This is a genomic window from Streptomyces cyanogenus (assembly GCF_017526105.1).
Classification (GTDB): domain Bacteria; phylum Actinomycetota; class Actinomycetes; order Streptomycetales; family Streptomycetaceae; genus Streptomyces; species Streptomyces cyanogenus.
The window spans coordinates 3,724,473-3,745,086 of sequence record NZ_CP071839.1 but is presented as its reverse complement, the minus strand read 5'-3'; the positions used below and the strand labels follow the sequence as shown (position 1 = coordinate 3,745,086).

Annotated in this window: 18 protein-coding genes, 1 tRNA gene and 1 riboswitch; of the genes, 13 read left to right on the top strand and 6 right to left on the bottom strand. The window is 70.8% G+C overall.

Features of this window, described 5'->3' with window-relative positions:
- Positions 1-10 precede the first annotated feature (10 nt).
- From S1361_RS16695 to S1361_RS16660, 8 genes are all read left to right on the top strand, one after another.
- Complete coding sequence (locus S1361_RS16695; protein ID WP_208032633.1) at positions 11-1,093, top strand: LysM peptidoglycan-binding domain-containing protein; 1,083 nt, start codon at positions 11-13, stop codon at positions 1,091-1,093.
- 183 nt (positions 1,094-1,276) lie between these two features.
- A riboswitch (cyclic di-AMP (ydaO/yuaA leader) is annotated at positions 1,277-1,452 on the top strand.
- Between the two features lie 4 nt (positions 1,453-1,456).
- A complete protein-coding gene (locus S1361_RS16690; protein ID WP_208032632.1) occupies positions 1,457-2,155 on the top strand; it encodes a LysM peptidoglycan-binding domain-containing protein in 699 nt (232 codons plus the stop codon).
- Positions 2,156-2,483: 328 nt separating this feature from the next.
- Entirely contained in the window at positions 2,484-3,770 is a 1,287-nt protein-coding gene (eno, locus tag S1361_RS16685) for a phosphopyruvate hydratase (protein WP_208032631.1), read from the top strand.
- Between the two features lie 105 nt (positions 3,771-3,875).
- Positions 3,876-4,352 (top strand): FtsB family cell division protein, encoded by a 477-nt coding sequence (locus tag S1361_RS16680; protein ID WP_208032630.1) that lies wholly within the window; start codon positions 3,876-3,878, stop codon positions 4,350-4,352.
- A 46-nt stretch (positions 4,353-4,398) separates the two neighbouring features.
- The gene (locus S1361_RS16675; RefSeq protein ID WP_243769192.1) at positions 4,399-4,992 is read left to right on the top strand and encodes a DUF501 domain-containing protein; all 594 of its coding nucleotides are present in this window, start codon (positions 4,399-4,401) and stop codon (positions 4,990-4,992) included.
- The gene (locus tag S1361_RS16670) at positions 4,989-5,930 is read left to right on the top strand and encodes a Ppx/GppA phosphatase family protein (protein WP_208032629.1); all 942 of its coding nucleotides are present in this window, start codon (positions 4,989-4,991) and stop codon (positions 5,928-5,930) included. The genes S1361_RS16675 and S1361_RS16670 overlap by 4 nt, the downstream gene beginning before the upstream one ends.
- Before the next feature lie 446 nt (positions 5,931-6,376).
- Positions 6,377-7,759 carry an NAD(P)/FAD-dependent oxidoreductase gene (locus tag S1361_RS16665; RefSeq protein WP_208032628.1) on the top strand — a complete coding sequence of 461 codons (1,383 nt, stop codon included), beginning with the start codon at positions 6,377-6,379 and terminating at the stop codon, positions 7,757-7,759.
- Between the two features lie 461 nt (positions 7,760-8,220).
- Positions 8,221-9,522, top strand: a complete 1,302-nt coding sequence (locus tag S1361_RS16660) for an SAM-dependent methyltransferase (RefSeq protein ID WP_208032627.1) — start codon at positions 8,221-8,223, stop codon at positions 9,520-9,522.
- A gap of 64 nt (positions 9,523-9,586) precedes the next feature.
- Here the strand turns inward: S1361_RS16660 and S1361_RS16655 are convergent, their stop codons facing one another.
- Together S1361_RS16655 and S1361_RS16650 are read right to left on the bottom strand one after the other, a co-directional pair.
- Positions 9,587-12,115 carry an ABC transporter permease gene (locus tag S1361_RS16655; RefSeq protein WP_208032626.1) on the bottom strand — a complete coding sequence of 843 codons (2,529 nt, stop codon included), beginning with the start codon at positions 12,113-12,115 and terminating at the stop codon, positions 9,587-9,589.
- On the bottom strand, positions 12,115-12,885 hold the full coding sequence (locus S1361_RS16650) for an ABC transporter ATP-binding protein (protein WP_208032625.1): 771 nt from the start codon (positions 12,883-12,885) through the stop codon (positions 12,115-12,117). The genes S1361_RS16655 and S1361_RS16650 overlap by 1 nt, the downstream gene beginning before the upstream one ends.
- A gap of 403 nt (positions 12,886-13,288) precedes the next feature.
- Between S1361_RS16650 and S1361_RS16645 the strand changes: the two genes are divergently transcribed.
- From S1361_RS16645 to S1361_RS16635, 3 genes are all read left to right on the top strand, one after another.
- Positions 13,289-13,372, top strand: a tRNA-Leu gene (locus S1361_RS16645).
- Between the two features lie 84 nt (positions 13,373-13,456).
- On the top strand, positions 13,457-13,927 hold the full coding sequence (locus S1361_RS40060) for a MazG-like family protein (RefSeq protein WP_341829325.1): 471 nt from the start codon (positions 13,457-13,459) through the stop codon (positions 13,925-13,927).
- Positions 13,928-13,963: 36 nt separating this feature from the next.
- Positions 13,964-14,824, top strand: a complete 861-nt coding sequence (locus tag S1361_RS16635; protein ID WP_208032624.1) for a Bax inhibitor-1/YccA family protein — start codon at positions 13,964-13,966, stop codon at positions 14,822-14,824.
- Between the two features lie 56 nt (positions 14,825-14,880).
- Here S1361_RS16635 and S1361_RS16630 read toward each other — a convergent pair whose 3' ends face one another.
- On the bottom strand, positions 14,881-15,111 hold the full coding sequence (locus S1361_RS16630; RefSeq protein WP_208032623.1) for a DUF4287 domain-containing protein: 231 nt from the start codon (positions 15,109-15,111) through the stop codon (positions 14,881-14,883).
- 99 nt (positions 15,112-15,210) lie between these two features.
- Between S1361_RS16630 and S1361_RS16625 the strand changes: the two genes are divergently transcribed.
- Positions 15,211-15,522 (top strand): hypothetical protein, encoded by a 312-nt coding sequence (locus S1361_RS16625; RefSeq protein WP_208032622.1) that lies wholly within the window; start codon positions 15,211-15,213, stop codon positions 15,520-15,522.
- 64 nt (positions 15,523-15,586) lie between these two features.
- On the opposite strand, the gene S1361_RS16620 is transcribed toward S1361_RS16625, so the two are convergent.
- The 3 genes from S1361_RS16620 to S1361_RS16610 form a co-directional block, all read right to left on the bottom strand.
- The gene (locus S1361_RS16620; protein WP_208032621.1) at positions 15,587-16,378 is read right to left on the bottom strand and encodes a hypothetical protein; all 792 of its coding nucleotides are present in this window, start codon (positions 16,376-16,378) and stop codon (positions 15,587-15,589) included.
- A gap of 283 nt (positions 16,379-16,661) precedes the next feature.
- The gene (locus S1361_RS16615; protein WP_208032620.1) at positions 16,662-17,879 is read right to left on the bottom strand and encodes an acetyl-CoA C-acetyltransferase; all 1,218 of its coding nucleotides are present in this window, start codon (positions 17,877-17,879) and stop codon (positions 16,662-16,664) included.
- Between the two features lie 132 nt (positions 17,880-18,011).
- Entirely contained in the window at positions 18,012-19,031 is a 1,020-nt protein-coding gene (locus S1361_RS16610; protein ID WP_208032619.1) for an SGNH/GDSL hydrolase family protein, read from the bottom strand.
- 159 nt (positions 19,032-19,190) lie between these two features.
- On the opposite strand from S1361_RS16610, the gene S1361_RS16605 reads away from it, so the two are divergent.
- A complete protein-coding gene (locus tag S1361_RS16605) occupies positions 19,191-20,582 on the top strand; it encodes a cystathionine beta-synthase (RefSeq protein ID WP_208032618.1) in 1,392 nt (463 codons plus the stop codon).
- Positions 20,583-20,614: the final 32 nt, after the last annotated feature.

Below are 20,614 nucleotides of genomic sequence, written 5' to 3'. Positions count from 1 at the left end.
AGGCTTCTGCATGCTCTCCGGGAACGGTCGACACCGTCGCCCCCGCCAGGCACCCGCCCTCCTCGTCGCGGCCGGAGTGACCGGCTCCGCCATCGCCATCCCGCTCCTCGGCGCGGCGAGCGCCAACGCGGCCGACGGCACCACGTGGGACAAGGTGGCCGAGTGCGAGAGCGGCGGCACCTGGAGCGCGGACACCGGCAACGGGTACTACGGCGGCCTGCAGATCTCGCAGGAGGACTGGAACGCATACGGCGGCGGCCAGTACGCGGCCGGCCCCGACCAGGCCAGCCGCAACCAGCAGATCGCCGTCGCCGAGAAGATCCTCGCCGACAAGGGCACCGCCCCGTGGGCCACCTGCGCCCTGCTGTCCGGACTGACCTCCGGCTCCGGCTCCGTGGACGTCGACACGGGCGTCGGCGGCTCCGGTGACACCAGCGGTTCGGGTGACTCGTCCGGACCGGCCGAGAAGTCCGACACCTCCGGCAACCCCGGTTCCTCCGGCACCTCCGAAGGTACGGGATCGTCCGGTCTGCCGGGTTCGTCACCTTCCACGGGTGCGGGCTCCGACGCCAACTCCGGCTCCGGCACCGGTTCCTCCTCGGACGAGACCGCCGCACCGAGCGGAAAGCCGGGCGAGGACACCGGTGCGGACGCAGGTGCGGACACCGGTTCCGCGGGGACCAAAAACCCCAAGTCGGACAAGTCCGCCTCGCCTGGTTCCGGAGGTTCGCGGGAGTCCGCCCCCGCGGCGAGCCCGAGCGCCGGCGCCGAGGACAACCCCCAGCGGGCCGCCGGTTCCTGGAGCCTGGTCGACACCGGAGCCCTCAGTGGTGGGCGCCACCGCGGGGCGAGCGCGGACGAAAACGTGACAAACGGTCAGGACGTCACCTCTTCCGGGCGGCACGCGGCGCGCGAAACGGACACGTACACCGTCCGCGAGGGCGACTCCCTCGCCTCCATCGCCGACTCCCTTGAGGTCGACGGCGGGTGGCGCGCGCTCTACGCCGGCAACAAGAAGGCCATCGGGGCCGACCCGAACCACATCAGTGCCGGTCAGACCCTGGAAGTCGAGGGCGAAACGGGCACGAACTAGCCGGAGTTGACGCCCCACTTAACGCCCTAATGTCCGGTTTGGCGAAAGTGTGGGATGAGTCTCAGAAGCCCTGATCGTCTTTGAAATTCCGCGGATCGCGTGTCTACGGTCGAGGCCGCTCGTCACCACGAGCCCCGGCAGTCGCAACGCCGAATCCTGCCAGCGGTTGCCCGGGAACAGTCGTCGCGTCAAGCGCCGTAGGCAGGAGCGGGGGACCCAAGGTAGGTGCCGGGTCCGGCAGTTGATGCCGGAACCGGCTGGGGGTGAAGCCGCGCATCCCGCGACAGCGGGAGTGCGGCCGGGCAACTCAACCGGCCCGAACCCGACAGCTCACCTCGCAGGCGTCGGTGAGGGGATCGATCCATGCTGTTTACCGGCAAGGGCAAGCACCGCCGTCCGTCCAAGGCCGTCCGCGCCATCGCGCTCGCCGGTGTCACCGGCGCCGCCGTCGCCGCCCCGCTGATGGCGGCCGGCAACGCCTCCGCCGCCACCTCCGCCGAGTGGGACAAGGTCGCCCAGTGCGAGTCCGGCGGCAACTGGTCCATCAACACCGGCAACGGCTACTACGGCGGTCTGCAGTTCTCCGCCTCCACCTGGGCCGCGTACGGCGGCACCGCCTACGCCCCGCAGGCCAACCAGGCCAGCAAGGCGCAGCAGATCGCGGTCGCCGAGAAGGTCCTCGCCGCGCAGGGCAAGGGCGCCTGGCCGGTCTGCGGCACGGGCCTGTCCAGCACCCCGTACGGCGGCTCCGCCCCGAGCACCTCCTCGAACTCGGGCAGCGGCACCACCACCCGCTCCACCGAGCAGCAGGCCGCCACCCGCTCCGCCGAGCGTCCGGCCGCGACCGCGGACAAGAGCCAGGGCAAGACCGTCACCACCCCGACCGGCAAGAAGGTCAAGAAGGGCGACGGCGAGTACAAGGTCGTCACCGGTGACACGCTCAGCTCCATCGCCCAGAAGCACCACGTGCAGGGCGGCTGGAAGAAGCTGTTCGAGCTGAACAAGGACATCGTCGAGGACGCCAACCTGATCTACCCGGGTCAGCAGCTCCACCTGAAGTGACATCCGGCCCCCGGCCGGATCACCGGGCCCGCACGGCCCCCTGAGCCACACTGAAGACCCCGTGCGGGCCACCCCCCGTCCCCACGGGCTCCCCGCCCCGGTGCGTGTTCCCCCGTACGCACCGGGGCGGGGCTTTTTCATGTCGTCCGTCTCCCGCCGGCCGTTGCGCCGAACCGTTGTCGCGGCCCCCTTTGTTTCAGTGAGGAACAAAAGGTAGCGTCGCCTTGTCCACGGGACGGTCGGTCGGTGGCCGACGCCCCCGGGACGGTTAGGCTCTAGGCGCAAGGCACACCAGCCCCGCACTTCCAGCGTCACATCCAAGAAGGAGATGCTCGTGCCGTCCATCGACGTCGTCGTAGCCCGGGAAATCCTGGACTCCCGAGGCAACCCCACGGTCGAGGTCGAGGTCGGCCTCGACGACGGCAGCACGGGTCGTGCCGCCGTTCCGTCCGGCGCCTCGACCGGCGCCTTCGAGGCCATCGAGCTCCGCGACGGTGACCCGAACCGCTACCAGGGCAAGGGTGTCGAGAAGGCCGTCCTCGCCGTCATCGAGCAGATCGGCCCGGAGCTGGTCGGCTACGACGCCACCGAGCAGCGCCTGATCGACCAGGCCATGTTCGACCTGGACGCCACCGACAACAAGGGCTCCCTGGGCGCCAACGCCATCCTCGGCGTCTCGCTCGCCGTCGCCCACGCCGCCTCCGAGGCCAGCGACCTGCCCCTCTTCCGCTACCTGGGCGGCCCCAACGCGCACCTGCTGCCGGTGCCGATGATGAACATCCTGAACGGCGGCTCGCACGCCGACTCCAACGTGGACATCCAGGAGTTCATGATCGCCCCGATCGGCGCGGAGTCCTTCTCCGAGGCGCTGCGCTGGGGCACCGAGGTCTACCACACCCTCAAGAAGGTGCTGAAGGCCAAGGGCCTGTCCACCGGCCTCGGCGACGAGGGCGGCTTCGCCCCGAACCTCGGCTCCAACCGCGAGGCCCTCGACCTCATCCTGGAGGCCATCAAGGAGGCCGGCTACGCACCCGGCCAGCAGATCGCCCTCGCGCTCGACGTGGCCGCCTCCGAGTTCTACAAGGACGGCAAGTACCTCTTCGAGGGCAAGGAGCGCTCCGCCGCCGAGATGACGGAGTACTACGAGGAGCTCGTCGCGGCCTACCCGCTCGTCTCCATCGAGGACCCGCTGTTCGAGGACGACTGGGCCGGCTGGAAGGTCATCACCGACAAGCTCGGCGACAAGGTCCAGCTGGTCGGCGACGACCTGTTCGTCACCAACCCCGAGCGCCTCGCCCGCGGCATCGAGGAGGGCGCGGCCAACGCCCTCCTGGTCAAGGTCAACCAGATCGGCTCGCTGACCGAGACCCTGGACGCCGTCGAGCTGGCCCAGCGCAACGGCTTCAAGTGCATGATGTCCCACCGCTCCGGCGAGACCGAGGACGTCACCATCGCCGACCTGGCCGTCGCCACCAACTGCGGCCAGATCAAGACCGGCGCCCCGGCCCGCTCCGAGCGCGTCGCCAAGTACAACCAGCTGCTGCGCATCGAGGAGATCCTCGACGACGCCGCGGTGTACGCCGGCCGCAGCGCCTTCCCGCGCTTCAAGGGCTGAGCCGGCCCGGGCCAAGTCTCAGCCAGTCGTGCGTACGTCCCCGTACCCGGTCCCGTACCGTGTCCGGGGACGTACGCACGTGTGAAAGGGGAGGCGGAGAGCCAGATGGCCGTGAAGGACCGGGACCGTTTCTCCACCGCGACCAGGCTGCGGCTGCTCGGCGAGCAGACGGCGGCCCGGGTCTACCGCTCCCAGACCAAGCGGCAGGCCCGCCGCTCCCGCCTCACCGGCCGCGCGGCGCTGCTCGCGCTGGTGCTGTGCTCCCTGGTCGTCGCCCTCGCCTACCCGATGCGGCAGTACGTCTCCCAGCGCGCGGAGATCGCCGACCTCCAGCGGCAGCGGGAGCAGGCCCGCGAGCGCGTCGAGCAGCTGCGTGACCTGAAGGCGCGCTGGCAGGACGACGCCTACGCCGAGCAGCAGATCCGCCGCCGGCTGCACTATGTGAAGCCCGGCGAGACCGGGTACGTGGTCATCGACCCGGGCGCGGCCACGCCCTCCCGTGTCGACCTCGGGGCCGCCCACCGGCCCTGGTACGCGAACGTCTGGGACGGCGTCGACAAGTCCGACGCCTCCGACCAGTGAGCCGGCGTCACGGCCGGAACGACAGAAAGCCACTCGGAAAGCAGTCATGGAAACTCCCGCCCGCCGCCCGACCACCACCCCTCAAGGGCAGCGCTGCGCGCTGACTCTGTTTGATCTGCCGCCCACTCCGCGCACCGAGCCCACCGACGCGGACGTCGAGGCCTTCAAGCAGCAGCTGGGCCGCCCGCCGCGGGGCCTGCGGGCCATCGCGCACCGCTGCCCGTGCGGTCAGCCGGACGTGGTGGAGACGGCACCCCGCCTGCCCGACGGCACGCCCTTCCCGACGCTGTACTACCTGACGTGCCCGAAGGCGTCCTCCGCCATCGGCACCCTGGAGGCGAACGGCGTCATGAAGGAGATGACCGAGCGGCTGCAGAACGATCCCGAGCTGGCCGCCGCCTACCGCGCCGCGCACGAGGACTACATCCGGCGCCGGGACGAGATCGAGGTGCTGCAGGGCTTCCCGAGCGCCGGCGGCATGCCGGACCGGGTCAAGTGCCTGCACGTGCTCGTCGCCCACTCGCTGGCCGCCGGCCCCGGTGTGAACCCGCTCGGTGACGAGGCCCTGGCGATGCTGCCGGAGTGGTGGCGCAAGGGCGCGTGCGTGACGCTCGGCGACAGTGAGGGGGACGAGAAGTGACCCGCGTCGCCGCCGTCGACTGCGGCACCAACTCCATCCGCCTGCTCGTCGCCGACGCCGACCCGCGGACGGGTGAACTGACCGAGCTGGACCGCCGGATGACGATCGTGCGGCTCGGCCAGGGCGTCGACCGCACCGGCCGGCTCGCGCCCGAGGCACTGGAGCGCACCTTCGCGGCCTGCCGCGAGTACGCGGCCGTCATCAAGGAGTACGGCGCCGAGCGCCTCCGCTTCGTCGCCACCTCCGCCTCCCGCGACGCCGAGAACCGGGACGACTTCGTGCAGGGCGTGCTGGACATCCTCGGTGTCGAGCCGGAGGTCATCTCCGGCGACCAGGAGGCCGAGTTCTCCTTCACCGGCGCCACGAAGGAGCTCACCGGCCGCACCGACCTCACCCGGCCCTACCTGGTCGTGGACATCGGCGGCGGCTCCACCGAGTTCGTCGTCGGCGACGACCACGTGCGCGCCGCCCGCTCGGTGGACGTCGGCTGTGTGCGGATGACCGAGCGGCACCTGGTGCACGAGGGCAAGGTGAGCGACCCGCCCACCGAGGAACAGATCGCCGCCATAAGGGCCGACATCGAGGCCGCCCTGGACCTCGCCGAGCGGACGGTCCCGCTGCGCGAGGCACACACCCTGGTGGGCCTGGCCGGATCCGTCACCACGGTGTCCGCGATCGCCCAGGAGCTGCCCGCGTACGACTCCACCCGCATCCACCACTCACGGATCTCCCGGGACCGCGTCCGCGAGATCACCGAGTGGCTGCTGCGCTCCACGCACGCCGAGCGGGCCGCGATCCCGTCCATGCACCCGGGCCGGGTCGACGTCATCGGCGCGGGCGCCCTCGTCCTGCTCGCGATCATGGAGCGGATCGGGGCCGAGGAGGTCGTGGTGAGCGAGCACGACATCCTCGACGGCATCGCGTGGTCGGTGGCGTAGCTCTCTTTTGTTACCCGCTGGTAGCCATCTGCTGAGCAGGTTGGATAACGTCTGAGCACGCCCGAGGGCCCCCTTGAGGGGCCCTCTGTCGCAGCCGGGCGGAAAAGTTCGTGAAGTTCTTCACAAGGAATTCCCGCCGACCGGTCCCCGGAATGGGGCCCATTGGCCCTTCCGGGGGGTCAATGACCGTTTGAACATGTTCAGATGAGGGGCGCAGGAAGGGCCCGGAAGGGGTTGTTCCGAGGGTGTCACGGCACCCTCACGGCCACCCCGACGACCCGGAGAGGCAGCTCACGCGGCCTTGACAACGGGGGCGAAGCGCCCCGCGGTTCCCTGTCGCCGGCATGGCCTGCGTCACGTGGGTCGCGGAGTTTAACACAGGCCCTGCCGGAGCTTGTGAAGGGGCGCACGAGCGACCCCCCGTTGGCGGGTGGATACTCGATGGCATGAGCACCACGGAGCGTCCCAGGATCCTCGTAGTAGGCGGTGGGTACGTAGGCCTGTACGCAGCTCGGCGCATCCTCAAGAAGATGCGCTACGGCGAGGCGACCGTCACGGTCGTCGACCCCCGGTCGTACATGACCTACCAGCCCTTCCTCCCCGAAGCCGCCGCCGGCAGCATCTCCCCTCGCCACGTCGTCGTCCCGCTGCGACGCGTGCTGCCGAAGGCGGAGGTCCTCACCGGTCGGGTCACCACCATCGACCAGGACCGCAAGGTCGCCACGATCGCCCCGCTGGTGGGCGAGGCGTACGAGCTGCCCTTCGACTACCTGGTCATCGCGATGGGCGCGGTCTCCCGCACCTTCCCGATCCCCGGCCTCGCCGAGCAGGGCATCGGCATGAAGGGCATCGAGGAGTCCATCGGCCTGCGCAACCACGTGCTGGAGCAGCTGGACAAGGCCGACTCCACGACCGACGAGGAGATCCGCCGCAAGGCGCTCACCTTCGTCTTCATCGGCGGTGGCTTCGCGGGCGCGGAGACCATCGGCGAGGTCGAGGACATGGCCCGGGACGCGGCCAAGTACTACAAGAACGTGTCCCGCGAGGACATGCGCTTCATCCTCGTCGACGCCGCCGACAAGATCCTCCCCGAGGTCGGCCCCAAGCTCGGCCAGTACGGCAAGGAGCACCTGGAGAGCCGGGGCGTGGAGATCTACCTCTCCACCTCGATGGACTCCTGCGTCGACGGCCACGTGGTGCTGAAGAACGGCCTGGAGGTCGACTCCAACACCATCGTCTGGACCGCCGGCGTCAAGCCGAACCCGGCCCTGGCCCGCTTCGGCCTGCCCCTCGGCCCGCGCGGCCACGTCGACTGCGAGCCCACGCTCCAGGTCAAGGGCACGGACTACATCTGGGCCGCCGGCGACAACGCCCAGGTCCCGGACGTCGCCGCCCGCAAGGCCGGCGTGGAGAACGCCTGGTGCCCGCCGAACGCCCAGCACGCGCTGCGCCAGGCCAGGGTCCTCGGCGACAACGTCGTCTCCGGCATGCGGGGCTTCCCGCAGAAGGAGTACGAGCACGCCAACAAGGGTGCGGTCGCCGGTCTCGGCCTGCACAAGGGCGTGGCGATGATCGTCATGGGCAAGATGAAGATCAAGCTCAAGGGCCGTCTCGCCTGGTACATGCACCGTGGCTACCACGGTCTGGCGATGCCGACCTGGAACCGCAAGATCCGCGTCTTCGCCGACTGGACGCTCGGTATGTTCCTCAAGCGCGAGGTCGTCTCCCTGGGCGCCATGGAGAACCCGCGCGAGGAGTTCTACGAGGCCGCCAAGCCCGCACCGGTCGCCGCCCCGAGCAAGTCCGAGGAGAAGGCCAAGGCCTCCTGACCTCCGCCCCGCGGTATCTCTGACCGCCGGTCAGCGCATCACCCGAAAGACCTCCTGCCATCCGTGGTGCGGGAGGTCTTTCGGCGTTCCCGGGCCGTCCGCGGGCGCGCCCCGGGCCCGCACGGAGTCCGCCGTCCAGGCCGGCTCCATGCCCGCGTCGAGGCTTGCCGCAAGCCCGCGTCCAGTCCGGCTGCGAGCCCGGCTGCAGGCCCGCTCGGAGCCTGTGTCCAGGCCCACTCCCACGCCGCGTCCAGACCGCCTCCAGGGCCCTTCCGGCCCCCGATGCCGGCTGCGCCCCGGACCCCGCAGAGGCCGCTCCGACGGTCCGTCCGAGGCGGCCATCCGCATGGTTCGTGCAGCCATTTTGCACAGTTGTAACTCCTTTGCGGGACTGTGCATGACGACCGACGGTGTTTACGTGATTACCGGCATCCGGGATCGTCGTCTTGGAGGTGTGCGTCATGGCCGACGCCGCGTCGCGGCTGAGGAGTCTCGCCGAGCAGATGCTGGGAGCCCCGCTCCCGGTGCGCCTGAAAGCCTGGGACGGATCGCAGGCCGGCCCGCCCGACGCGCCGGCGCTCGTCGTGCGCAACCGCCGCGCCCTGCGCCGCATGCTGTTCAAGCCGGGCGAACTGGGCGCGGCCCGCGCCTGGGTCGCCGGCGACCTGGACATCGAGGGCGACCTGTACACCGCGCTCGACGTGATGGCGGGCCTGGTCTGGGAGCGCGGGGAGGACGCCCGCAGCCTCGTCCAGGCCGTGCGCGACCCCGAGGTCCGGGCCGCCGCCCGCGAGCTGCTGAAACTGGCAGGCCCGCCGATCCCGCCCGCGCCGCCGGGCGAGGAGATCCGCAGACCCCGCCGGCGCCTGCACACCCGCCGCACCGACAAGCGGGCCATCAGCCACCACTACGACGTCGGCAACGACTTCTACGAGATCGTCCTCGGCCCCTCCATGGTGTACTCCTGCGCCTACTGGGAGGCCGCCGAGAAGGGCGCGACCCTGGAGACCGCCCAGCGCGACAAGCTCGAACTGATCTGCGCCAAGCTGGGCCTGAAGGAGGGTCAGCGGCTGCTGGACGTCGGCTGCGGCTGGGGTTCCATGGCCATCCACGCGGCCCGCGAGTACGGCGTGGGCGTCGTCGGCGTCACGCTGTCCCAGGAGCAGGCGGCGTACGCCCGTAAGCGCGTCGCCGACGAGGGACTGACCGACCGTGTGGAGATCAGGGTCCAGGACTACCGGGACGTCGTGGACGGCCCCTTCGACGCGATCTCCTCCATCGGCATGGCCGAACACGTCGGCGCCGAGAAGTACCTGGAGTACGCCCGCCAGCTGTACGACCTGCTCAAGCCGGGCGGCCGGCTGCTCAACCACCAGATCGGCCGCCGCCCGCAGCGGGACGAGTCGGCGTACGAGGTCGACGCGTTCATCGACTCCTACGTCTTCCCCGACGGCGAACTCGCCCCCCTCGGCACCACCGTCACCCAGCTGGAGCGGGCCGGATTCGAGGTCCGGGACGTGGAGTCCATCCGCGAGCACTACGCCCTCACCCTGCGCCGCTGGGTCGCCAACCTGGAGGCCGACTGGGACCGCGCGGTCCGGCTCACCAGCCCCGGCCGCGCCCGGGTCTGGCGGCTGTACATGGCCGCCTGCGCGCTCGCCTTCGAACGCAACCGCATCGGCGTCAACCAGGTCCTGGCGATCCGCACCCCCGACTCCGGCACCTCCGGACTCCCGCTGCGGCCCCGCACCTGGCACGGCTGACAGCAGCCCGGCACAACGAAGGGGGCCCCGTCCCGCGGGGCCCCCTTCGCCGTCGTACGACCGCCTACTCGGACTTGATGGCCGCCAGCATGTTCAGCCGGGCCGCGCGGCGCGCCGGCCACAGCGCGGCCAGCACGCCCACCGTGCCCGCCAGCAGCAGGAACACCGCCATCCGGCCCCACGGCAGCACCAGCTCGTAGGTCGGCATCTTCGTGCCCAGCAGCTCGCCGGCCGCCCAGCCGAAGAACACGCCCAGGCCGATGCCCAGCACCCCGCCGAACAGGGAGATCACCAGGGACTCCAGACGGACCATCCGCTTGACCGCCCTGCGGTCCAGGCCGATCGCGCGGAGCATGCCGATCTCCTGGGCGCGTTCGAAGACGGACATGGCCAGCGTGTTGATGACACCGAGCACCGCGACGATCACCGCCATGCCGAGCAGGCCGTAGACCATGTTCAGCATGATCGTGAACATCTTCGCGATCTCGTCGGAGATGTCCTGCCTGTCCTGGACCTTGATCGCCGGGTTGGAGCCGAGGGCCTTCTCCAGCCCGTCCTTCGTGCTGTCGGACGCGCCGGCCGCGGTCTTGACCATGACCTGCATGTCGGCCGGGTCGGTCAGGTGCGGGGTGAGGACCTTGTTGTCGAGGATGATCCCGTTGAGCATGTCGTTGCCCTCGTACACCCCCGCGACCGTCAGCCGCTGCGCCTTGCCGTCCTCGAAGTGCGCGGTGAACCGCGAACCGGCCTTCCAGCCGAACGACTTGGCCCGGTCCTCGTCCACCACGACCCGGGTGCCGCCCACGGTGAAGGAGCCGTCGGTCACCTTCAGGTCGGTCAGCTTGCCGATGGCCGCGCCGTTGACGCCGGTCAGGTACTCCGTCTCGCCGTCGATGCGGGACTCGCCGTTGCGCAGCGGGCTGCTCTCGATGACCCCGTCGGCGCCGGCGAGCTTCCTCTCCACCTCGGGGGAGAGCGGGCCGCGGTTGGCCATCGAGACGACGTAGTCGGCGCGGATCGCCGAGGAGGCCATCTTGTCGATGGACTTCTGCAGGCTGCCCGCCATCACCGTCATGCCGGTGATCAGGGTCAGGCCGATCATCAGCGCGGAGGCGGTGGCCGCGGTACGGCGCGGGTTGCGCACCGAGTTCTGGCGGGCCAGCTTGCCCGCCACCCCGAAGGCGCGCAGCACCGGCGCGGCGGCGGCGATCAGCGGCCGGGACAGCAGCGGGGTCAGCACGAACACACCGATGATCAGCAGCGTCGCGCCGATGCCCATCGCGCCCTGGCCGCTGTCGGCGTCCATCCTCGTGCCCGCCAGGACCACCGCGATGCCGGCCGCCGCGAGCAGCGAGCCCAGCGTGTTGCGCAGCACCAGCGACTTGGTGGTGGCCTTGGCGTGCACGCTGCTCATGGCCGCCACCGGCGGGATCTTCGCGGCGCGCCGGCCAGGCAGCCAGGCGGCCAGCATGGTGACGAGGACGCCGACGGCCAGAGCGGTGACGACCGTGCCGGGGCTGATCACCAGCGGCCCGTCGGGCACGCTCGCGCCGAAGGAGCTCAGCAGGGTCCGCAGGCCCGCGCCGATGCCGACACCGGCGGCCAGACCGGCCACACCGGCGACCGCGCCGACCGCGAACGCCTCGGCGAGCACCGAGCGGGTGACCTGGCGACGGGAGGCGCCGACCGCCCGCATCAGGGCCAGCTCGCGGGTGCGCTGGGCGACCAGCATGGTGAAGGTGTTGGCGATGATGAACGTGCCGACGAACAGGGCGATACCCGCGAACACCAGCAGCATCTGCCTCAGGCCGCTCATGGACGCGGAGATCGCCTGCGCCTGGTCGTCGGCGAGCCGCTTGCCGGTGGTGGTCTCCACCAGCTTGGCCGGCAGGGCCTTGTCCAGCTGGGCCTTGAGCGCCGACTGGCTGGTGCCGGGCGCGGCCTGCACGTCGATCTCGTCGTACGTGCCCTTCTTGCCGAACAGCGCCTGCGCGGTCGGGGTGTCGAACAGGGCGAGGCTGCCGCCCGCGGCCACGTTGCCGTCGTCGGTGGTGAAGATGCCGCTGACGGTCGGGGTGAGGACCGGGCCGTCGACGGACAGGCGCACGGTGTCGCCCACCCGGTAGCCGGCCCGCTTCGCGGTCGCGGAGTCGATCAGCACCTCGTCCCTGCCGCGCGGGGCGTGGCCGCTGACCAGGGGGTAGCGGGGGTCCTTGGTGCCCCAGTAGTTGCCGCCGGCGGACTGCCAGTCGCCGCCGACGAGCTTGCCGTGCTTGTCGGCGACGGCGGTGAAGCCGGTGACGACACCGGTGGCGGAGGCGGCCCCGGGCACCTCGGCGGCCTTCTTCAGCAGGGCCCGGGTCAGCTCGGCGTCCTTGCCGACCTTGTCGCCCTTGGACTCCTGGTACGCGGGCCGTACGGCGACGTCGACCCCGTCGAAGCCCTTGGCGGAACTCTTCTGGTAGGCGTCGGAGATGGTGTTGGTGAAGACGAGGGTCCCGGAGACGAAGGCCACGCCGAGCATGACGGCGAGCACGGTCATCAGCAGCCGGGCCTTGTGCGCGAGGACGTTGCGCAGGGCGGTGCGGAACATCAGCTGGTACGGCCCTTCGCGTCGAACTGCTTCATCGTGTCGAGGACGGAGTCGGCCGTCGGGGCGTACATCTCGTCGACGATCCGCCCGTCGGCCAGGAAGATCACACGGTCGGCGTAGGCGGCGGCCACCGGGTCGTGGGTCACCATGACGACGGTCTGGCCCAGCTCCCGCACGGAGTTGCGCAGGAAGCCGAGGACCTCGGCGCCGGAGCGCGAGTCCAGGTTTCCGGTCGGCTCGTCACCGAAGATGATCTCCGGCCGGGAGGCGAGGGCGCGGGCGACGGCGACGCGCTGCTGCTGGCCGCCGGACAGCTGGGAGGGCCGGTGGCCGAGCCGCCCGGACAGCCCGACCATCTGGATGACCCGGTCCAGCCACGCCTTGTCCGGCTTCCGCCCGGCGATGTCCATCGGGAGGGTGATGTTCTCCAGGGCGGTCAGCGTCGGCAGCAGGTTGAACGCCTGGAAGATGAAGCCGATCTTGTCCCGGCGCAACTTGGTGAGCTGCTTGTCCTTCAGGGAGCCCAGCTCGGTGTCACCGATGCGGACGGAGCCGGAGGAGAAGGTGTCCAGCCCGGCCACGCAGTGCATCAGCGTGGACTTTCCGGAGCCGGACGGACCCATGATCGCGGTGAACTCGGCCGCCCGGAAGTCGACCGAGACCCGGTCCAGGGCGACCACCCGGGTCTCACCCTGCCCGTAGATCTTCGACAGCTCCGTGGCACGTGCGGCCACGGCGGTGGTCCGGCCGGCGGTGGGTGTGGTGGTCACGGGACGGTGCTCCTGTCGGGATGACGTGTGTTCCTGAGGACCGTTCCATCGTCTCGGCGCGTAGTGCGCCTGTAGTCAGTCGCTGTTCCCGTTCCGGAGGGCGACTCCGGTCGGACGGGGCGCCCCGGTGTCATACCTGGGGAGGACGGGCGACCCTGACTCCGGTCGCACCCGCAGGCTCCGCAGAGAACAGGTGGACCGCCCTCGTTCGGACGGTGAAATTCCGTCATTTCGTGTGCGCGCGCACAGCCGTCACGTCACGCTATTGGCAAGTGCGGATGGCGCGTTCCAACGGCTGATGCACCCTCAGACGTCAATAAAATAAGACAACATCGGCCCACCCGTCCGCTGTTCGGGGGAGGGGTCCCGATAGGCTCGAGCCTCCAAGCGGAGCCCATGGCCTGCCCGGATGGTGGAATGCAGACACGGCGAGCTTAAACCTCGCTGCCCCTTCGCGGGCGTGCCGGTTCAAGTCCGGCTCCGGGCACCTTCTCCCCTACCGCAACCGCTCACCATGAGCCGAGCGAGGCCGGTCCGGCGATCCCGTCTCCAGCACGGCAGGAGGAGTCTCGTGGGTGACACCTGGAAGCAGGTGGACCGGATCCGGCAGTGGCTGGACGCGACGGTCGAGGACGCCGGACCGGCAGACGTGCGGCTGCTGCGCGTACTGAAGATCGGGGAGGAGTACGGCGAGGTCGCGGAGGCCCTTCACGGCGTGCTCGGCGCCAACCCGAGGAAGGGCCGCTCTCATGCGTGGCCGGACGTCCAGAGGGAGCTGGTGGACGTCATCGTGGCGTCCATGGTCGCCCTGGCCACGATCGCACCGGACGCAGGGCAGGTGTTCCAGGAGCGGCTGGACGCCCTGCCACCCCGGCCGGGTGCGGCCGGGGCAGCGCGCCGAGACGTGCACGGGGGTTCCGCCCGGTCGGCCGTCCGCCCGTGGCCGGGAATCAGTCGTCCGCGTAGCGTGTTGCGCAGCACGGCAGGGGAAAGATCCTCCTCAAGTATCATCGTCGATCCTTTGCCAATCCATTACTCTTGAGCCCAAGGCTGCACTCGGCAGCCATGGAGGAGTGAAATGAGGAGCAGCAACCCGGTCTTCTCGCGACGGGGGTTCAGCCGCGACAACGGCTACGCCGGCTTCAACACCGCACCGCAGGCCGGGTACGCACAGGGCAACCCCTACGCGCAGAACCCGTACGCGCAGAACCCGTACGCGCAGGCGGACGTCCAGCAGGGCGCCCCGCCGCAGGCCCCCGCCACCACCGACCGGATGACCATGGACGACGTCGTCGTCCGCTCGGCCCTCACGCTCGGCACGGTCGCCGTCGGCGCCGTCCTCGCCTGGGCGCTGCTGCCGGTCTCGGGCACCAGCTACGGCCTGGCCGTCGGCGCCGCGCTGATCGCGTTCGTCCTGGCGATGGTGCAGAGCTTCAAGCGCACCCCGTCGCCGGCGCTGATCCTGGGCTACGCGGCCTTCGAGGGTGTCTTCCTCGGCGTCTTCAGCGAGATGTTCAACAGCCGGTGGAGCGGCGCGCCCTTCCAGGCCGTGCTCGGCACCATGGCGGTCTCCGGCGCCACCCTGCTGGTCTACAAGGCCGGCTGGATCCGCGTCACCGCGCGCTACGCCCGCATCGGCATCGCCATCGCGATCGCCTTCATGGTGGTCATGGCGATCAACCTGCTGCTGGTCGCCTTCGGCGTCGCCGAGGACGGGGGCCTGCGCAGCTTCGGGCCGCTCGGCGCGATCGTCGGCATCATCGCGATCCTGCTCGGCGCGTTCTTCCTGACCCTCGACTTCAAGCAGATCGAGGACGGCATCGCCTACGGCGCCCCGCGCAACGAGTCCTGGCTCGCCGCGTTCGGTCTCACCATGACGCTGGTGTGGATCTACGTCGAGATGCTGCGGCTGGTGGCGATCTTCAGCAGCAACGACTAGCGCGTCCGCCGGTCAACGGCAGGGCCCCGGGCGATCCGCCCGGGGCCCTGTGCCGTTCAGAGCAGCCTGCGCGCCGCCCTCCTCAGGTCGTACTCGTGCACGATCGCCTTGGCGTGGCCGTACGCCAGGTCGTACTCGTGCCGGAGCCAGCTGACCTTCTCCTCGAAGCGGAACAGGGACGGGCCTTCTTCTACGGTGCGCAGCCAGTCGGAGACTTCACGACCGGTGCAGTGCGGGATGCGGGCGAGCAGGTTGCGGTGGGTCTCCTCGGAGAAGACGTGGGACATCGGCGCCTCCGAACACAAAGGGGATGTAAGCCGGTCCTTCAGGTCACCGTGCCTGAGCGTTCGCGTATTGGCAACAGTGCGGCACGTTACGCTCGGCGCGTGGTTGATACGACGCCCTTGACCCAAGCAGTGGATCACTTCGCCGACCGGTTGCGGGCGGCCCCGCAGAGCCGGCTGCAACGAGGCGCCGCCGCGGAGGCGCTGGCGCTGGCCCGGGAGTTGTCCGGGTGGGCGCAGCGGGTGGAGTCGCCGGGGGCCGAGCCCCGGGAGATGCCGGACGCGGGGATGTTCGCCGCCGCCGATCAGATCCTCGTGGCCGCACACGACCTCGCGGTCGTGCTGCAGAGCGACGAGCAGGTCGCCGAGGCGGTGCGCATGGTGGAGGAGGCGCGGAAGAAGGCGGGCGTGTGAGCCGTTCGCCCACGCGGCGGAGCCGCCCATGCCGAGGCGGTCCCGCCCCCGTCGGGGCGCTGCGCTACAGGGACGCTATGACGCGGTCCGCCAGGATGTACACCGTCTCCTCGCCGCACGCGAACGTCAGGGTGTACGCGCCGGAGATGCCCGAGCCGCCCAGGAGGTAGGGGGCCTCGCCCGACTCCAGGGCCCTGGCCAGGCGTTCCGCGGTCTCGCGGTGGCCGGGGGTCATGCACAGGGTGGTGCCGTCGGCGAAGACGTAGACGTCGAGGGTGCCGAGCGGGCCGGGGCGGACGTCGGAGAGCTCGACGCGCTCGGCGGCCAGCTCCTCCAGTGCGGTCACCGTGCGCTCGTGGTCGTTCACGGCCGGCGACTGCACCGGGACGAAGTCCGGGTGCGAGGGGTGCCGGCGGCGGGCCGCGGCCAGTTCGGGGGACTCCCCGGCGAACTCGTCGGCGTCACCGCCCGGCTCGGACACCGGCTCCAGCGGCTCCATGCCCACGAAGTCCGTCTGCCGGGGCAGGAACACGTCGGTCTCGGGCAGACCGAACAGCGAGGGGGTGTCGGAGGCGTCACGGGCCTCCTGCGCCGCCCAGAAGGCACGCGCCTCGGCCAGCTCCCGCTCCCGCTCCTCGGCGAGCGCCTCGGCCACGGCCGCGCGTATCCGGTCGGCGTCGGCGCCGGTGCGGGCGCCCGGCAGCAGGGCGTGCGTGGTCGCGGCCTGGTTCTCCGCGAGCTGCCGCTGCAGCTCCGTCAGCTGCCTGCGCAGCTTCAGGACGGTGCGCAGGACGGCGACGCCCACGGCGCCGGTGGCGGCCGTGGTGAGCAGCAGGGCGATCGGCATGGCGCTCACTGACATACTCCCGGTTCAAGGTCGACCCCCGACTTCCTACATCAGCTTGAAGGGCGGACTAACCAGCTGTCAGTGCGTAACGTCACGAAACGGACAGGACTTTGGGTTCATGGTTTCGTCGTGCGCCGTGCTGACCCGCGCTGACCTGCACCGATGTGCGGGCAGAGCGAGATAGGTCACATCCTGGGGGAGATTGGATCACGGAAAGGCCCAGAACCTTGGCGTTTCCTCGGTTCTGGGCCGTTCTGCCACATAAAGTGGCTGATTCGCTACGGACGGTGGGTCAGCTGAGGCGCTCGATGACCATGGCCATGCCCTGGCCGCCGCCGACGCACATCGTCTCCAGGCCGAACTGCTTGTCGTGCCACTGCAGCGAGTTGATGAGGGTGCCGGTGATGCGGGCGCCCGTCATGCCGAAGGGGTGGCCGACGGCGATGGCGCCGCCGTTGACGTTCAGCTTGTCGAGGTCGATGCCGAGCTCCTGGTAGGAGGGGATCACCTGGGCGGCGAAGGCCTCGTTGATCTCGACCAGGTCGATGTCGCCGATGGTGAGACCGGCGCGCTGGAGGGCCTGCCGGCTCGCCTCGACCGGGCCGAGGCCCATGATCTCCGGGGAGAGGCCGGAGACGCCGGTGGAGACGATCCGGGCGAGCGGGGTCAGGCCCAGCTCGCGCGCCTTGGTGTCGGACATGATGACGAGCGCGGCGGCACCGTCGTTGAGCGGGCAGCAGTTGCCGGCCGTGACCAGTCCGTCCGGGCGGAACACCGGCTTCAGGCCCTCGACGGCCTCCAGGGTGACCCCGGCGCGCGGGCCGTCGTCCTTGCTGACCACCGTGCCGTCGGGCAGCGTCACCGGCGTGATCTCGCGCTCCCAGAAGCCGTTCTTGATGGCCTCCTCGGCGAGGTTCTGCGAGCGGACGCCGAACTCGTCCATCTCCTGGCGGGTGATGCCCTTGGCGCGGGCCAGGTTCTCGGCGGTCTGGCCCATCGCGATGTACGGGTCGGGCAGCAGGCCGTCCTCGCGCGGGTCGTGCCAGGTCGTGCCCTCCTGCTGGGCGACGGCCTCGGTGCGGGCCTGCGCCTCGGCGAACAGCGGGTTGTAGGTGCCCGGCATGTCGGAGGTGCCGTTGCGGTAGCTGGAGACCATCTCGACACCGGCCGAGATGAAGACGTCGCCCTCGCCGGCCTTGATGGCGTGCAGCGCCATGCGGGAGGTCTGCAGGGAGGACGAGCAGTAGCGGGTGACCGTGCAGCCCGGCAGGTGGTCCATGCCCATCTGCACGGCGACGATCCGGCCGAGGTTGTGGCCCTGCTCGCCGCCGGGGAGGCCGCAGCCGAGCATCAGGTCGTCGATGTCCCGGGGGTCCAGCTCGGGGATCTTGGCGAGCGCCGCCTGGACGATCGTGGCGGCCAGGTCGTCGGGGCGCAGGTCCTTCAGGGAGCCCTTGTTCGCGCGGCCGATGGGAGAGCGGGCGGTCGAGACGATGACGGCTTCGGGCATCACGGCTCCAGAGGAAGGGGGTTGGGCAGGGCCGGTTGGGAAGTTACCCGGCCGTACCTGAGAGGTCATCGGTGTCGGGGTGTGACACTGACCGCACTTTCTAAGCGCTTGCTTGGCCAGCGTGGGGACCGGTCACAGCGACGGGGTCGCCGGCTCGGCCTCGGGAACCCGGCGGCGGCGCCTGCGCTTCAGCAGGGCCCAGGGACCCCGCGGACCGGTCGGCATCGCCGCCGTCACCTCGGTACCGGCCTCCGACGCGGCCTCGGCCGCCGCCCGCGCGACCGGCAGGAAACCCTCGCGGCGCGACACGTCCGGCCGCTCCTCCTCCGCCGGCCACAGGCCCAGCGCCGCGCACACCGTCGGCAGCACCGCCATCGCCGCCGTCGCGTACCCCTCCGCCGAGGGGTGGTAGTTGTCCGGCCCGAACAGCTCCCGCGGATTCGCCTCGAACTCGGGGCCGAGCAGGTCGCCCAGCGACACCGTCCGCCCGCCCTGCTCCACCACCCCGATCGTCTGGGCCGCCGCCAGCTGCCGGGACGCCCGCCGGGCCAGCCAGCGCAGCGGCTGCTGCACCGGCTCGATCGTGCCGAGGTCGGGACAGGTGCCGACCACCACCTCGGCGCCGGCCGTGCGCAGCCGTCGTACCGCCGCCGCCAGGTGCCGTACCGAGCGGGTCGGCGGCATCCGGTGGGTCACGTCGTTCGCGCCGATCATGATCACGCAGATGTCGGGGACGGGGGAGGGGGACGACAGCACCAGGGCCACCTGCCGGTCCAGGTCGTCGGACCGGGCCCCGGGCGATGCCACGTTCCGCAGCTCCACCGGCCGCTCCGCCACCGCCGCCAGTCCCGAGGCCAGCAGCGCGCCCGGGGTCTGCCCCGCCCGGTGCACGCCCTGCCCCGCCGCCGTGGAGTCGCCGAGCATGGTCAGGCGGAGGGGCGGTTCGCCGGGGATGTCGTACGCGTGGCCGTACACGCCGTCGGCCACCGGCACCCGGCCGCCGCTGCCGTTGCCCACGTGCCGCCGCGCCAGCCGCAGCTCCGCCAGTACCAGACCGACCACGGCCGCGCCGACCAGCCCCGCCCCGCCGCCGCCGTACGCCGCCCCGGCCGCGATGCGCCGGGCCACCCGCGCCCTCGACATGCTCGTCATGCGTCGCCGCCACCTCCTCGTAGCCGTACACCCACTCCTTGCCCCGTACAGACCGTGCGTCAATCTCAACGCGCTGTGAAGGACCGCGCTCGCCACACCGCTGGCCTTAGGCTGGCGGCACCACTACGAACAGTTCTTTTGCAGCGACCGGAGACAACGGTGCGATACCACGACTCGATGATCAGCCTCGTCGGCAACACCCCGCTGGTGCGGCTCAACAACGTGACCCAGGGCATCCAGGCGACCGTTCTGGCCAAGGTGGAGTACTTCAACCCGGGCGGCTCCGTGAAGGACCGCATCGCCCTGCGCATGATCGAGGCCGCCGAGCAGAGCGGGGAACTGAAGCCGGGCGGCACCATCGTCGAGCCGACCAGTGGCAACACCGGTGTGGGGCTTGCCATCGTGGCCCAGCAGAAGGGCTACAAGTGCATCTTCGTGTGCCCCGACAAGGTGAGCACCGACAAGATCAACGTGCTGCGGGCCTACGGCGCCGAGGTGGTCGTGTGCCCGACCGCCGTGGCGCCGGAGCACCCGGACTCCTACTACAACGTCTCCGACCGGCTGGTGCGCGAGACTCCCGGCGCCTGGAAGCCCGACCAGTACTCCAACCCCAACAACCCGCTCTCGCACTATCACTCGACCGGCCCCGAGCTGTGGGAGCAGACCGAGGGGAAGATCACCCACTTCGTGGCGGGCGTCGGCACCGGCGGCACCATCTCCGGCACCGGCCGGTACCTGAAGGAGGCCAGCCAGGGCAAGGTCAAGGTCATCGGCGCCGATCCCGAGGGCTCGGTGTACTCCGGCGGTTCCGGCCGGCCGTACCTGGTCGAGGGCGTCGGTGAGGACTTCTGGCCGACCGCCTACGACCGCACGGTCGCCGACGAGATCGTCGCCGTCTCCGACAAGGACTCCTTCCAGATGACCCGCCGGCTGGCCAAGGAGGAGGGCCTGCTGGTGGGCGGCTCCTGCGGCATGGCCGTCGTGGCCGCGCTGGAGGTCGCCGAGCGGCTCGGCCCGGACGACGTCGTGGTGGTGCTGCTGCCCGACAGCGGCCGCGGCTACCTCAGCAAGATCTTCAACGACGAGTGGATGGCCGACTACGGCTTCCTGGAGGACGAGGGCCCCAGCGCCCGCGTCGGCGACGTCCTGAACGACAAGGCGGCCGGCTCCATCCCGTCCCTGGTGCACATGCACCCGGAGGAGACCGTCGGCCAGGCCATCGAGGTGCTGCGCGAGTACGGCGTCTCGCAGATGCCCGTCGTCAAGCCGGGCGCCGGTCACCCGGACGTCATGGCCGCCGAGGTCGTCGGCTCGGTCGTGGAACGCGAGCTGCTGGACGCCCTGTTCAGCAAGCGGGCCTCGCTGGACGACCCGCTGGAGAAGCACATGTGCGCCCCGCTGCCCCAGGTCGGCTCCGGCGAGCCGGTCGGCGACCTGATGCAGGTGCTGGGCACGGCGGACGCGGCGATCGTCCTGGTCGAGGGCAAGCCGACCGGCGTGGTCAGCCGGCAGGACCTGCTGGCCTTCCTGGCCAAGGGCGGGAACAAGTAGCCAACGGCCGGTGAACCGCCCGTGACCTCGGG

Bases quoted from the DNA above. Each gene is read 5' to 3' on its own strand.
- S1361_RS16695 (WP_208032633.1), top strand. From the start codon at position 11: ATGCTCTCCGGGAACGGTCGACACCGTCGCCCCCGCCAGGCACCCGCC.
- S1361_RS16690 (WP_208032632.1), top strand. From the start codon at position 1,457: ATGCTGTTTACCGGCAAGGGCAAGCACCGCCGTCCGTCCAAGGCCGTC.
- eno (WP_208032631.1), top strand. From the start codon at position 2,484: ATGCTCGTGCCGTCCATCGACGTCGTCGTAGCCCGGGAAATCCTGGAC.
- S1361_RS16680 (WP_208032630.1), top strand. From the start codon at position 3,876: ATGGCCGTGAAGGACCGGGACCGTTTCTCCACCGCGACCAGGCTGCGG.
- S1361_RS16675 (WP_243769192.1), top strand. From the start codon at position 4,399: ATGGAAACTCCCGCCCGCCGCCCGACCACCACCCCTCAAGGGCAGCGC.
- S1361_RS16665 (WP_208032628.1), top strand. From the start codon at position 6,377: ATGAGCACCACGGAGCGTCCCAGGATCCTCGTAGTAGGCGGTGGGTAC.
- S1361_RS16660 (WP_208032627.1), top strand. From the start codon at position 8,221: ATGGCCGACGCCGCGTCGCGGCTGAGGAGTCTCGCCGAGCAGATGCTG.
- S1361_RS16655 (WP_208032626.1), bottom strand. From the start codon at position 12,115: ATGTTCCGCACCGCCCTGCGCAACGTCCTCGCGCACAAGGCCCGGCTG.
- S1361_RS16635 (WP_208032624.1), top strand. From the start codon at position 13,964: ATGAGGAGCAGCAACCCGGTCTTCTCGCGACGGGGGTTCAGCCGCGAC.
- S1361_RS16630 (WP_208032623.1), bottom strand. From the start codon at position 15,111: ATGTCCCACGTCTTCTCCGAGGAGACCCACCGCAACCTGCTCGCCCGC.
- S1361_RS16615 (WP_208032620.1), bottom strand. From the start codon at position 17,879: ATGCCCGAAGCCGTCATCGTCTCGACCGCCCGCTCTCCCATCGGCCGC.
- S1361_RS16610 (WP_208032619.1), bottom strand. From the start codon at position 19,031: ATGACGAGCATGTCGAGGGCGCGGGTGGCCCGGCGCATCGCGGCCGGG.